This window comes from Enterococcus sp. DIV0213h (genome assembly GCF_051711285.1).
Classification (GTDB): domain Bacteria; phylum Bacillota; class Bacilli; order Lactobacillales; family Enterococcaceae; genus Enterococcus_D; species Enterococcus_D casseliflavus.
Map to the genome: position 1 here is coordinate 177493 of NZ_JBIOMH010000001.1, position 13392 is coordinate 190884.

General features: G+C 44.8%; 11 protein-coding genes. 9 read left to right on the plus strand and 2 right to left on the minus strand.

Going from position 1 to position 13392, the window contains the following annotated elements:
- The first annotated feature begins 2 nt into the window (after positions 1-2).
- On the plus strand, positions 3-776 hold the full coding sequence (locus tag IGI77_RS00840; protein WP_438769220.1) for a hypothetical protein: 774 nt from the start codon (positions 3-5) through the stop codon (positions 774-776).
- Between the two features lie 87 nt (positions 777-863).
- On the opposite strand, the gene IGI77_RS00845 is transcribed toward IGI77_RS00840, so the two are convergent.
- The gene (locus tag IGI77_RS00845; RefSeq protein ID WP_438769222.1) at positions 864-1793 is read right to left on the minus strand and encodes a methyl-accepting chemotaxis protein; all 930 of its coding nucleotides are present in this window, start codon (positions 1791-1793) and stop codon (positions 864-866) included.
- Between the two features lie 218 nt (positions 1794-2011).
- Between IGI77_RS00845 and IGI77_RS00850 the strand changes: the two genes are divergently transcribed.
- The 5 genes from IGI77_RS00850 (at position 2012) to IGI77_RS00870 (ending at position 7626) form a co-directional block, all read left to right on the plus strand.
- Positions 2012-2971: an alpha/beta hydrolase gene (locus IGI77_RS00850; RefSeq protein ID WP_015508776.1), complete on the plus strand. Its 960-nt coding sequence runs from the start codon at positions 2012-2014 to the stop codon at positions 2969-2971.
- A 255-nt stretch (positions 2972-3226) separates the two neighbouring features.
- On the plus strand, positions 3227-4879 hold the full coding sequence (gene alsS, locus IGI77_RS00855; RefSeq protein WP_081116132.1) for an acetolactate synthase AlsS: 1653 nt from the start codon (positions 3227-3229) through the stop codon (positions 4877-4879).
- A gap of 18 nt (positions 4880-4897) precedes the next feature.
- Complete coding sequence (budA, locus tag IGI77_RS00860) at positions 4898-5614, plus strand: acetolactate decarboxylase (protein ID WP_016609092.1); 717 nt, start codon at positions 4898-4900, stop codon at positions 5612-5614.
- Positions 5615-5915: 301 nt separating this feature from the next.
- Positions 5916-7346, plus strand: a complete 1431-nt coding sequence (locus IGI77_RS00865) for a catalase (RefSeq protein ID WP_325844818.1) — start codon at positions 5916-5918, stop codon at positions 7344-7346.
- Between the two features lie 16 nt (positions 7347-7362).
- Positions 7363-7626, plus strand: coding sequence for a hypothetical protein (locus tag IGI77_RS00870; RefSeq protein WP_194193598.1), 264 nt, complete (start codon positions 7363-7365; stop codon positions 7624-7626).
- 169 nt (positions 7627-7795) lie between these two features.
- On the opposite strand, the gene IGI77_RS00875 is transcribed toward IGI77_RS00870, so the two are convergent.
- A complete protein-coding gene (locus tag IGI77_RS00875) occupies positions 7796-9289 on the minus strand; it encodes a helix-turn-helix domain-containing protein (RefSeq protein WP_325844816.1) in 1494 nt (497 codons plus the stop codon).
- A 211-nt stretch (positions 9290-9500) separates the two neighbouring features.
- On the opposite strand from IGI77_RS00875, the gene IGI77_RS00880 reads away from it, so the two are divergent.
- The 3 genes from IGI77_RS00880 to IGI77_RS00890 all read left to right on the plus strand — a co-directional run bounded on the left by IGI77_RS00880 (position 9501) and on the right by IGI77_RS00890 (position 13232).
- Positions 9501-9929, plus strand: a complete 429-nt coding sequence (locus tag IGI77_RS00880; RefSeq protein WP_118215836.1) for a hypothetical protein — start codon at positions 9501-9503, stop codon at positions 9927-9929.
- A gap of 52 nt (positions 9930-9981) precedes the next feature.
- Positions 9982-11346: a helix-turn-helix domain-containing protein gene (locus IGI77_RS00885; protein WP_438769225.1), complete on the plus strand. Its 1365-nt coding sequence runs from the start codon at positions 9982-9984 to the stop codon at positions 11344-11346.
- 371 nt (positions 11347-11717) lie between these two features.
- Positions 11718-13232: a peptidoglycan DD-metalloendopeptidase family protein gene (locus IGI77_RS00890; protein ID WP_438752711.1), complete on the plus strand. Its 1515-nt coding sequence runs from the start codon at positions 11718-11720 to the stop codon at positions 13230-13232.
- Positions 13233-13392 lie beyond the last annotated feature (160 nt).

Here is a 13392-nt window from a genome sequence, read left to right on the forward strand (position 1 = left end):
CAATGGATATTATTCCGATTCAATGCCCCCACTGCCTAGGAGAACTAGAAGTCAATTGGGAAGCTGGCACGGCGATTTGTCTGTATTGTCGTGGGAAAATGGTGATCAAACGGTCCTTCGATCCTACCAAAAGCCCGCATGCCAATCCTATGACAGCAAAACAGCTTTCGTTGACGCATCTTGCTTTTTTACTGAAGAAAATCAGTCAGTCAGCTGCTGCCAACCAAACGATGGATCCTCTTCCCCTGGGAAACTCCTCAGCGGCAGGGGCTTCAAGTGATCACAAGCAGTCAAAGCAAGCGGCAATGAATCAGACGTCTTTGATTCAGCGGGCGCCACGCGATCCAGTCAAGGAGCGACAAACTCGTTTGAATGCTTTTTTGCAAGAGCAAGATTTTTTGTTCTATTTTTCTGGGGAAAGACAAGTGCTGCCACGGCAATGGCAAAGACAAGTCCTTACCAGTTTTCAAGTGCCTGAAACGGAGACGCCTCTGGCACTGCTAACGGCACAGATGACTGGCAAGAAAGCGAATGCGGGGCTACTTTTTGGTATCGAGCGAGTGTATTTGTGCACGTACGAAAAGAAAGAAAAACGAATAGCCAGTTTTTCGTGGAGTATTTGGAAAAACCTCGCCTTTGAGGTCCAACATAAAATCTTTGGCAGTTTTTTGGTGGTTCAACAGGAATATCGTGTTCCTCTTCAAGCATTGGGTTTTGCGACCCAATCATTTTTGCAAGAATTACAGCAGTTGTTGCAAGAGTGGGAGGCTGGCTAGTGCTGAGTATCAATAAAATCAAATAATGGATCAATTTATTGGTCAAAAAAAAGAGCGCGTCGCAAACAGCGGCGCTCTTTTTTCACTTTATGTGGTTTCTAGCTCAGCATCGTTGGTTTCTGATAAATACTCGGCTTCATCGTTTAAAAGACTGGCCGTCGTTCGCAGCGTGTCGTAAGAATGCAAAACGGCAGCGAGGCTTTTTTGCGAATCACTGATTTTCATGGTCGTCGAATCGGCACTATCTAACACGACTAAGGCTTGTTGGTTGATGGCTTGCATGGTTGCGGCAATGGTTTGGGTCAACTGCTTGGTCTGTTCAGCTAATTTTTGCATTTCATCCGCAACCACCCGAAAGCCAGCTGCCTGTTCGCCGATCCGTGCCGTTTCGATGGAAGCATTGAAGGACAGCAGTTTGGTTTGTTGCGCAATGCGGTCGATGTCATGCAGCACCGCTGTCACCTGTTGGCTATCCATTTCTAAGGCATGGGTCGTTGCTTGATTTTGATCAGACAGCTGTTTGACTTGCGCCAAGTTCTCTGACAAATGATCGACTTGCTGGTGTCCGTTGGCAGAAAGTCGTGTCAGGGAAGCAGCACTTTCTTGCACTTTTTTGATAGTGACCGCTAAGGCTTGTTCTCTTTGGGTAATGTCAAAAGCGATTTTGACGACGTTAACGACTTCTTGCTGCTCATCGAGGACGGGGAAGTAAATCCCTTCTAAAATCAGTTTTTCTCCTTGTTTGTTTTTCCGAATGATTTTGTCTTGAAACCGTTGCTTTGAGTAAAGCAGTTGATCCCAGAAAGCTTGGTAATCCGTACTGGCAGCATAATGGTCAAAACAAAAGGTCCGATGCGGCAAGCCAATGATTTCTTCTTGGCTATAACCTAGGATATCCGTCATGTTGGCATTGGCGAAAACAACTTCTTTTTGCGGATCAAAGACTATGACAGCGAGTTCTTGAAAAATAGCAGCGAGCAGACGGTTATTTTGTGTTTCATCTAATGTGAATTTCATACGTACTTACCTACGCCTTTCAGTTTTTTGGGAAGTTTACACAGCGAGTGTCTTACAGTTATCGGTGATGAAGGCAAGGCAGTTAAGAGTGCAAAAACCACCTTTTTTGTCGAGCGAAATGCCTGGAAGCAGAAGGAAGCAAGATTCTTTGCATCAGAATGACTTGGTGGTACCCTTAAGGTCAACACGAACGATTTCAAACAAAAGGAGAGAATCGTATGACAGATAGAATTTCGTTGGAAAAAGCAGCCGTTGAATTTAGTGAGGCAAATGCACCGCACCCACGGATCTATGAATTACCGCCAGAAGAAGGGCGCGCACTATTGGAACAAGTCCAAGAGTCACCCGTCAATAAATTGGCGGTTGAGATAGAAGATCAGACCGTAGATACAGGCGAATGGGGGACCATCAATGTTCGTTTTGTTCGTCCTGAAGGAAATCATGCGATTCTCCCTGTCATTTATTATCTCCATGGCGCGGGCTGGGTCTTCGGCAGTGCCGCGACTCATGATAAATTGATTCGTGAATTGGCGGTACGAACCAACTCGATCGTCATTTTTCCTGAATATAGTCGTTCACCAGAAGCAAAATACCCAACGGCGATCGAACAAAATTATGCGGTCTTGCAGCAATTACCGGGATTTGTCGATGTCAAAGGCTTAGACCTTAGCCGTTTGACCGTGGCTGGCGATTCCGTAGGTGGGAACATGGCGACGGTTATGACCTTGTTGACGAAAGCCCGTGGCGGCATTCCGATCGCACAGCAATTATTGTTCTATCCTGTGACAGATGCCCGCTTTGATACGCCTTCGTATGAAGCATTCGGTGAAAATTATTTTCTGACCAAAGAAGGGATGCAATGGTTCTGGGATCAATACACGACGGATGAAACACAGCGGGATCAAATGACCGCTTCTCCACTACGCGCGACCAAAGAGGAGTTAGCCGATCTGCCGCCAGCGTTGATCATTACAGGCGAAGCAGATGTCTTGCGGGATGAAGGGGAAGCCTATGCGCAGCATTTACGAGCAGCTGGCGTGGAAGTCACCCAAGCACGGATGCAAGGGATCATCCATGATTTTGTGATGGTCAATGCGATGGATCAGACCCAAGCCGCACGAGCGGCCATGACACTGGCTGTCGGTTGGCTGACGGAAAAAAATGTCCCCGCAGAATAAGAAACCGACGAAAGCAGCTTCTTTTTTTGCGGTGTTCTGATACAGAAAAGGATGTATGGAGTGGAGCGATCCACTCCCTTTTTTTGTCGGAAAAATGGAAAGACGTACACCTGCAGTCTGAAGCAGATGCAAACGCTCTCTAAAAAATCACGCTTTTATAATACAGATTTTAATAAGTGTTTTTCGTTGATAAATAAATAAAAAGTGCTATTATATGTATTGTGATTAATACAGTTTTTGAAAAGAGGTAATACAGTGAGTGCAAGAGGATCAGAAATCATTGTTGAAAGTTTAGAAAATCATCGGGTGCCTTATATCTTTGGGATTCCCGGTGCAAAAATCGATGGCGTGTTTGACGTGTTGAGTGATCGGGGACCAGAGTTGATCTTGGCACGACATGAACAAAACGCGGCCTTTATGGCACAAGCAATCGGTCGCCTGACAGGAGAGCCAGGAGTCGTCATTGCAACAAGTGGACCAGGAGCCAGTAATTTAGCGACTGGGTTGGTCACGGCAACTGCCGAAGGTGATCCCGTCTTGGCACTAGCAGGCCAAGTGAAGCGTTCTGACCTTTCAAAATTGACCCACCAAAGCATGAATAACGCGGCGTTGTTTGCGCCGATCACGAAATTCAGCAGTGAAGTCCAAGATCCTGAAACCCTTTCTGAAAGTATTGCCAACGCCTTTCGCATCGCAAAAACAGCGAAAAAAGGGGCGAGCTTTTTATCCATTCCTCAAGATGTGACAGACGGAACCGTTCAAGGGGCAGCGATCAAACCACTATCTTCGCCTAAATTAGGCAGTGCCGATGCAGAAGATATCCAGGCACTCGTCGATCGGATCAAAGAAGCCAAACTGCCTGTCTTACTCTTAGGGATGCGGGCTTCAGGCGTGAAAGAAACACAAGCGATTCGTCAGTTAGTTGCAAAAACTGGGTTGCCTGTCGTAGAGACCTTTCAAGGTGCTGGGATCATTTCTCGTGAATTAGAAGAGCATTTCTTTGGCCGCGTCGGCTTATTCCGCAATCAGCCTGGTGATATGCTGTTGAAACGCAGCGACTTAGTGATTGCTGTAGGGTACGACCCAATCGAATACGAAGCCCGCAACTGGAATGCGGAAAAAGATGCCCGCGTGATCGTTATCGATGAAGTACCGATGGAGATCGATCCATTTATGCAGCCAGAAGTTGAACTGATGGGCAGTATCGCGAAAATTATTGAACAACTATCAAAAGCCATCGATCAGTATCACTTGAGCGAAGACGCCCAAAACTATTTAACGACGCTGCAAACCAAACTCAATGAAAAACCAGCGGATGTCGAAGGCAGCAACAATACCTTGCATCCTTTGGAAATCATCGATGCTTTGCAACAAGAAGTGACCGACGACATGACGGTAACGGTGGATGTCGGCAGCCATTACATTTGGATGGCCCGTCATTTCCGTAGTTATGAGCCACGGCATCTGCTCTTTAGTAATGGCATGCAGACCTTAGGAGTCGCTTTGCCATGGGCGATCGCTGCAGCGCTCGTGCGACCAAATACTCAAGTGATCTCTGTATCTGGCGATGGCGGCTTCTTGTTTTCTGCCCAAGAGTTAGAAACAGCTGTCCGTTTGAAACAAAACATCATTCACTTGATTTGGAATGACGGTACTTACAATATGGTGAAATTCCAAGAAGAAATGAAATATGATCGTGCTTCTGGGGTTGATTTTGGACCCGTTGATTTCGTAAAATATGCCGAAGCATTTGGTGCCAAAGGCCTACGGGCAACTACTAAACAAGAATTGATGGCAGCCATCGAAGAAGGCTTTGCAACGGATGGTCCAGTGATCATTGATATCCCTGTGGATTATTCAGATAATGCCGATCTTGGCAAAACGATCCTACCTGATCAATTTTATTAAGACCAAAGGAGCAGCAAGATGAAAGTGAAAAACAAAAGTTATTTATATCAGCATGGCACCCTAGGTGGGTTGATGCAGGATTTAATGGATGGCACGGAGCAAATCGGCAAAATGCTTGAATATGGCGATTTTGGGATCGGTACATTGGCTGGTTCCAATGGTGAAGTGATTATTTTAGATGGTGAAATCTACCATGTAGACGAGTCGGGCAAGGTGCAAGTGCTCCAAGGCAATGAAGGAACCCCCTATGCGGCAGTCGTTGATTTTTCTGCAGCGAAGCACCTACAGGTCAGCCAAGAAATGACCGATGAAGAAGTGAAAAACCACGTCCTGACCGAAGTCAGCCCGAATTTGTTTTCCGCTGTCAAAATCCATGGGGTATTTACCAAGATGCACGTCCGCGTTGCCCCAAAGCAAGAAAAACCATATCCAAAATTCATTGAGATCATCCAGCATCAGCCCGAATTTCAGTCAGAAAATATCAGCGGAACGATCGTCGGATTCTTTACCCCGCTGTTGTTCCACGGTGCTGCGGCTGCTGGTTTCCACCTGCATTTTATTAGTGATGATCGGACATTTGCTGGCCATGTCTTAGACTTTGAAGTGGCAGCTGGTGAAGTCGAATTGATGGAACTAGCCGAATTTCGTCAGCATTTTCCTATCGACAACCAAGACTACTTGCAGCGGGAGATCGATGTCGCAAAAATCGCCAAAGATATTGAAGCTGCCGAATAAGCAGCAGACAGCAAAATTAATTGATCGCCAGTAGAGTGGTCTTGAATCGAATGGAACGCAAAAAAGCAGTGAAGCCAACGCTTCGCTGCTTTTTTGTGCTTTCTTCTATTCATGCGGATTGCTGCAAAACCTGGATGCTTCGATAGAAAAGCTGGAAAATAGTCAAAAATCTGAAATAATTCTTACTTATAAGCAAATTAATTGATATATTTGAAGAATAATGATAATTTTTGTACTAATTAGAAGTGTTTTGTTGAGAGTAATTGCACTTGACTGATTTTATAGAGAAAAGAGGAAGGATATGAAAAACGATTTGACGACTGCGCAAGGAGCCAGTGTAGCGGATAACCAGAATTCTTTGACGGCGGGGCGCCGTGGACCAGTGTTGATCCAAGATGTCCATTTGCTAGAAAAACTGGCACATTTTAATCGTGAGCGGATTCCCGAACGAGTCGTTCATGCGAAAGGTGCGGGGGCTCATGGTGTCTTCCGAGTAACAAACGACGTAACGATGTACACGAAAGCGGCTTTTCTTTCAGCCATCGGTAAAGAAACGGACCTGTTTATTCGCTTTTCAACGGTTGCCGGAGAACTGGGGTCTGCGGATACATTGCGCGATCCTCGGGGGTTTGCGGTTAAATTTTACACGGAAGCGGGGAATTATGACCTCGTGGGCAATAATACCCCGATTTTCTTTATTCGTGATCCGTTGAAATTTCCTGATTTTATCCATACCCAAAAAAGAGACCCGCGAACGCACTTGAAAAATCCAGAAGCGGTGTGGGATTTTTGGTCCCATTCACCAGAGTCTCTCCATCAAGTCAGCCTGTTGATGGGGGATCGCGGCTTACCGGCAACCTTTCGCCATATGCATGGGTATGGGAGTCATACATTTGCTTGGATCAACGCAGAGGGGGAACGCTTTTGGGTGAAATATCATTTTCGGACGGATCAAGGCATTATGAACATGAGTGCGGCGCTTGCAACAGAACTTGCGGGAAGCAATCCTGATTATCATATTGAAGATCTATACAAAGCGATCGAGGCAAAAGAGTATCCTTCTTGGACACTCTATGTTCAAATCATTCCCTTTGAAGAAGGCTGGTCAGCTGCTGTCAATCTTTTTGATGTGACCAAAACAGTCTCACAAAAAGACTATCCGCTGATTGAAGTGGGACGCATGACCTTGAATCGCAATCCAGAGAACTATTTCAACGAAGTCGAGCAAGTCACTTTTTCACCGGGCAATATCGTTCCAGGGATTGATTTTTCACCGGACAAACTATTGCAAGGTCGGCTGTTTGCTTATGGTGATGCGCATCGTTATCGAGTTGGCCCCAATAGCAGCCAGTTGCCGATCAATGCGCCGAAAGCGCCCGTCCACAATCACCAACAAGATGGCTTCATGAATACCAAAACGAATTCTTCAGGGATCAATTATGAACCGAACAGTTTTGATGGCGTCAAGGAAAACCCGCATGCCAAGGGCATCCACTATTCGTTAGAAGGAGAGATCGGTTCCTTTGAATACGACGAAGACTATTATAGCCAAGCAGGTGATTTTTATCGTTTGCTCTCAGAAGAAGAACGAACACGCTTGATTCAAACGATCGCGGGGAGTTTGGGACAGGTTCAAAATCAACAGATCAAAGAACGGCAGGTCATGCATTTTTACCGTGCGGACCCAGATTACGGCAGACGAATCGCTGAAGCAATCGATGTGAACATTTAAGAATGGAGGAAAAAGAATGTTACTGTTACATGTAGTTTTTGGCCTTTTATCTTTTGTCGGAGCAATGATGCTGGGGGTGGCCTTCAAAGGGCAGCTGCGAGAGCTTTCAAGGCTCCAGCAATGGGCAGTCGGTTTGAGTTATACGGGCACGCTGTTGACGGCGATTTTGGGGATCTTGTCTGCATCCTCTCATCCAATCATCGTGCTCGTGACCCTCGTAGGCGCATTGGCTTTTACGAAACGGACATTTTTGAGTGCCGATCAATCAAAAGAGCAATAATCGCAGATCGCAGCCACGTAGAAGGAAAAAGCGTGCGGCAATAAGTGAAAAAGTCCCTTGTAACGCTGCGTTCTCTAAATGGAGAACAGCCTTACAAGGGATGATTCGTAAGGGGCGACTGAAAGCTGAAAAAAAGCTTTTAAGAAGCGGCACTCAATGGTTGGTATCGTCATGTATTATCAAGTACAACTAATCGCAAAATCCTTGGATTGATCCGATTCAAGAGATGATTCCAATCGGCAGCATCAGGTATCGATTTTAATAAGACGCTTTCGACATCCAGCAAATACTCCGTCGCATATTCAGGGTAGTTGGTGATCAGCAAGTTGATATTTTTTTCCTTTAAGTACTCATGGGAAAGTTCGTTTGAATCAGGGTAGTACATTTCATGATAAAACCCTAGATATTTTCGGATAATGCTTTCGGCATGCTCGCAAACATATTCATTGCCTTCAAAAATAACAGCAATGATTCGCGGCTTGCCCCAATTCTCTTCAATAATTGCTTCCATATGGAACGTGAGGCTTGTACAAAAATCATCCAAATGATCGAGAGAATAGAGATTTTTTACAAGCGGGTGGGAAAGGAGAAACTGGCGATTTTTCGCAAATTCTGCGGCAAACTTTTCTTGGACAAAGTCATTGAGGTCGTCAATATTGATATTCATCGTTGGCGATAACAATTCACGGAGTTTGACAACGATGAAAAAAGATTCTAGCCAAAGCAAGTCTTTTTGTTCATCCAAACTATGCCCGCGATTTTGTGCGTAAAAATCTGCAGTGATCTGTTTGATCTCTGGCCATTGGTTGTAATTGCGGCAAAACGCTTCGCTGGCTGCTAGGTCGGTGTTGATTTTGCGGCGACAAATGATACACGTCAAAAGGTAGACGGCTTCTTCTTGAGGGAATTCATAATGAAAATAACGCCGAATGATTGTTTTTAGCGCCTCATAATCAAACAGCAGATCATTTTTTTTGATCAGCTCCTTGAGTTGAGGGGAGGGGGCAGCAAGTAAACCACGTTTGCTGCGCTCCACGCTAATATAAAGGATATAAGCAAAATAAGAAAACGAAGAGCTCTGTAAGGCCTTCGTTTCCAAAAGATCAGTGATTTCCATCACCGCATCTTGGACATGGATCGAAGGAAATAGCGTGTGGACATTAATGTCAGACTCGTAGTAAAAAAGACAGAAAAATTTCCGAATATCGATCTCCGAACCTGCCAAAGAGACGGGGTCAGTTTTGATTTTTAAACCGAAAGGGGATAAAAAAGGCTGTATTTTTCGGAAATAGCTGATCAGCGCTTGTTCAGAAATATTAAGCGTTAGGCTCCAATCAAAGAGTGACTGCTGCTCATTATAAAAAGTACTTTCTAAAATTTGGAAAATCGGTTCATCTTTTACCAACTCTTGCTTTTGCTTTCGATACCTATCCTGATCGATTACTTCAAAAAGGTACCCGATTTTTGCTGTATGGATCGCAATCGTCCCGTTAAAGTGCTCTCGCAGGCTAGCGATGTCAGTAATCAACGTACGGGTACTGCTTTCGGTCACTTCAGCAAGTTCTCCCAATGTACGGGTGGGACTTTTCTCAAATTCATTTAACAATTGCAGCCAGCGAATCAACGTGCGGTTTCGCATGAATTTTAATTGAAATGTTTTCATGTCAGCCTCCAACAAAATAAGTTTAAATAATTATAGCATAATCATTTGCACAGAGAATGAAACCCTCAACTGATCGGCGTTTTTGGTCATAGTCCCTTGAAGACTCTGACTGCCAGCAGAAAACTTCTAAGAATATCAATTCTTCAGAGTAATTATAGCAAGGACCTGAGAAACCAATTGCCAAAAATCATACATAAAGGAGGAAAAAGGAATGGACCGTCGCATTGTTTTTTTAGCAAGTACCTATGTTGTATTGGGGATGGTGAAGATTCCGCTGGCTTTTCCTCATACAGGACATTCTTTTGAACCCCAAGTCAAGATAGTAAAAAACATGCCTGATGTTACTGATCGATCTGCCGATGCTGCTGCTTTGATTGCTGGAAAGCTTCCTGGACACGAACATGGCTTTTCCGTAAAAAAAGCTAGACCATCAGCCGAAGCCTTACAGCCAATCATGCTAGAGGAGGTCTTTGGGAAGGAAGCGAGAACATCAGCTTTTCAAAAGGAGTCCCATCAGGTGATGCAAAGCAACTACCCGACGACGTATCATGGCCAGCTCAGCATGATGTTATCTGGAATCGCTCTTTATGGTCAGCGAAGGGAGGAGGCATCTATTTGTGTTTCCAACGTTTTTGAATAAAAAAGATCAGCGTAAGCTGAATGTATACAAAGAACTGGAGCATGCGCCCTTCATGACAAGATCAAGGGAGCAATTAATGGATCGTTTCGGCATGTCTCCATTTTTAGTAGGCAAAATAGTGGAAGAATTAGCTGCTGATTTCGTTCAGTTTGGCTTACAAAAAGAAGTAGCACTCAGCTGGGACGGGGAATCAATTGAACTGCACACGAATGGTCGATTTACTTCTGAGCTCCTCTTTTCTTATTACGCTGAGGAATCGATCAAATTTTCACTGTTTACGGCCATTTTTTGTGAACAGCTGCATTCCATCAACAGCTTTGCTTTGGACCACTTTTTAAGCCATACAACCGTCTACAATGAATTTAAGGAGCTGAAAAAAGCGCTGCAGGCATTTGCGATCGACATCAATAAAGAGTTTAAGTTAGTAGGGGATGAATGGCGCATCCGAGAAGTTGCTTTGCTTTTTTTTAGTATGAAGAAGCGCTTAGACCCATTATGGACCCCTCAGAATGCGAAAGAAATCAATCATTTTGCTCAGCTCTTTTTCGGGTCAGCTTTTTCTTGTAGCTATTCTTCCTATATGGATTTACGGTTGAAAATCTATTTAGGGATCGTGACTGTCCGTATTCGAAATCAGTCGTATTTGACGAAGCGATCACATGATGCTTTAGCAAAACGACCAGCAAACCAGAAATTCAAAGCGATACAAAGGTGGCTGCGCAGTGGAAAGACCATGGATGCAGAAATCGTCAGATCCGAGAGTCTGGGCTTACTAAGCTATTTGCTTGTGGAAGGTTGGCTTGAGGAGGAAGGGTTCATGCAAGACTCTTGCCCAGAGATTCTTCGCTTCAATCAGCTGTTTATGGATTTTTTGAGGCAACGACTGAAAGAGAACAGTCGCCAATACGAGGCTCGACTAAAAGAACAACTAATGAAGATCCACTATGAGTTGGTTCATTTTCCTTTGTACGTGAAATACAAATATACGATGACAGAGGTGACGTACTTCTTCGAAGCGTATCCTGAATATGTGGCATGGTGTCGAACATTTTTGGAAAAGAATAAAAAGGAGCAGGTACTATGGGAAGCAAAGGAATTTTTATTTTATCGCTATTTGCTCTTATTAGTAACTACGATTCCAATGAATGAAATTATTGAACCATTGTATGTCTGCGTCGACTTTTCATTCGGGGAAGCCTACAATCGCTTTATTAAAGAATCGATTTCCCGTATCGTCAATCTGAATATTTTATTCCAGCGTAGCCCTACGCCACAAACCGATTTGATACTTTCGGATATTGTTTTAGCAGAAAACAGCGGCATCGATCAAGTTTGTTGGTTAACACCGCCAAGGCCAGCAGATTGGGCGATTCTCACAGAAAAAATCCTCGACTTGCGAAAAATGAAGCACGAATAGAAAAGCTCCCAACGCTCGATGGAAGGTAAATGGAGCAAGAAGAGACAATTGAAACACTGTTGTTCAACGGGCAGCCGCCCATTTGAACAACAGTGTTTTTTTCTGATGACGCCAGAGGATCTTAGGCAACAGAAAAAAACTGCTGAAGCCGAGGATCGACAATGCGTTGGATGCAAAACGTGATCTTTTACCAGTAGACCCATTCTCCAAAAGCTCGTTCTCTTTCGCTAGGGCGGGAGTCATTTGCTTGAGTCGAAAAAACGAAGCGTAGTATAATAAAAGAGAATTGATATTTATTTACTAATTGGATGGCAAGATGTTTTTTCAATAGAGGTTGTTAAGAGGAAAAAGAAAGAGAAAGGATTTCGCCTATGAAGCATTCGCAAAAAGGGGTAGCGCTTCTTTTGGTTTGCGGACAACTTTTAGCTGGTGTGCCCGTTTCAGCTGCGGTTGTTGCATCAGAAAGTACGACCGTTACCCAAACATCAGAAACAGCTGCACAAGCAAGTGACAGCAGCACAGCTGGGACGATCGAAGAAACCGCTCCAGCAGTGGAAGGACAAGTGCCCGATTCTGAGCAAGGATCGGTACCTGTAGAAAGTGTACCAGAAGGATCTGAGACAGCGCCGGAGGGGACAGAGCAAACCGAAGAACCAACCCCAGTTCCCCAACCGACCCCAGAGCCAGAACCAGAACCAGAGCCAGAGCCAGAGCTACCGAGTAAGCCAGAGCCTTCTCAGCCAGAAGAACCAACGCCAGCACCGAAACCAGAAAAACCAACACAGCCTGAAGCACCCAAACCTGAGACGCAGCCAGAGAAGCCCAAACCGTCAAAACCTGTAGAAACGAAACCGACACCAGAAGCAAACAGTGATGCAAGTCAAGAAACACCTGCGGCTGTGTCACCGATCATGCCACCAAGTACCCAAGCACCAAGCGCGCCAAGTCAATCCGATCCGACACCGCAGCAAGGCAGCGAAACGACCTTGACGGTCACACCAGTAAAAGAAGTGTGGGATTTTATCCAAGAAATTGGTGAAGATGCCCGAGAAATCGGCTTGAAAAATGATTTGTACGCTTCTGTCATGATTGCACAGGCTATTTTAGAGTCAGGCGGCGGGCAAAGCAGACTGAGTCAGGCGCCGTACTTTAATCTCTTTGGTATCAAAGGAACCTATCAAGGACAGGGTGTCGCTTTTCGGACACAAGAAGATGATGGTTCGGGAAATCACTATACGATCACGGCAACGTTCCGCCAATATACTGGCTACAAAGAGTCATTGATGGACTATGCTCGCTTGTTGAAAGAAGGGGTCGGGCAGCAGTCTGATTTTTATAAAGGCGTATGGAAATCAGAAGCGGCTTCTTATCAAGAGGCTGCCCGTTATTTGACTGGTCGGTATGCCACAGATACGACGTATAATCAAAAGCTGACAGCTTTGATCGAAGCCTATGCGTTGACCCGTTATGATCAGAAAAAACCTGATGTGACCGCAAGTGAGACGTATCTTTTTCCTGTTGAAAAAGCCGTTGTCACTTCTACTTTTGGCCCACGTTGGGGAAGCTTTCATCGGGGCGTTGACTTTGCCGCAGCGTTTGGGACCCCAATCCTGGCGAGTCAATCTGGAACGGTCATCCGTTCAGAGGTTCATCCTTCTTGGGGGAATTATGTAGCGATTCTCCATGAGGACGGGATGACGACGCTCTATGCCCACAATCAACAGAACCTTGTGAAGGTTGGTCAACAAGTGGAACAAGGAGAAACGATTGCCCTCATGGGTAGTACGGGCAATAGCACAGGCGCACACCTGCACTTTGAAGTCAGTGCATCGCCTAGCTTGAGCCAAGCGCAATTGGTCGATCCAATCGCTTTTTTAACAAAATAAGAATAGTCAAAAAAGAGAGTATCATGGATGCTTTCTTTTTTTTTGTCTTTTTCTAGTCATTGTTAGAATCGCCACTTTTTAAAATTTTTTTCACAAAAATAAAAAAAATATTTAAAAAAGGCGTAAGCGGATTCTTTATAATTTTTCACATAACAAGAAC

Bases quoted from the DNA above. Each gene is read 5' to 3' on its own strand.
- IGI77_RS00840 (WP_438769220.1), top strand. From the start codon at position 3: ATGGATATTATTCCGATTCAATGCCCCCACTGCCTAGGAGAACTAGAA.
- IGI77_RS00845 (WP_438769222.1), bottom strand. From the start codon at position 1,793: ATGAAATTCACATTAGATGAAACACAAAATAACCGTCTGCTCGCTGCT.
- IGI77_RS00850 (WP_015508776.1), top strand. From the start codon at position 2,012: ATGACAGATAGAATTTCGTTGGAAAAAGCAGCCGTTGAATTTAGTGAG.
- budA (WP_016609092.1), top strand. From the start codon at position 4,898: ATGAAAGTGAAAAACAAAAGTTATTTATATCAGCATGGCACCCTAGGT.
- IGI77_RS00865 (WP_325844818.1), top strand. From the start codon at position 5,916: ATGAAAAACGATTTGACGACTGCGCAAGGAGCCAGTGTAGCGGATAAC.
- IGI77_RS00870 (WP_194193598.1), top strand. From the start codon at position 7,363: ATGTTACTGTTACATGTAGTTTTTGGCCTTTTATCTTTTGTCGGAGCA.
- IGI77_RS00875 (WP_325844816.1), bottom strand. From the start codon at position 9,289: ATGAAAACATTTCAATTAAAATTCATGCGAAACCGCACGTTGATTCGC.
- IGI77_RS00880 (WP_118215836.1), top strand. From the start codon at position 9,501: ATGGACCGTCGCATTGTTTTTTTAGCAAGTACCTATGTTGTATTGGGG.
- IGI77_RS00885 (WP_438769225.1), top strand. From the start codon at position 9,982: ATGACAAGATCAAGGGAGCAATTAATGGATCGTTTCGGCATGTCTCCA.
- IGI77_RS00890 (WP_438752711.1), top strand. From the start codon at position 11,718: ATGAAGCATTCGCAAAAAGGGGTAGCGCTTCTTTTGGTTTGCGGACAA.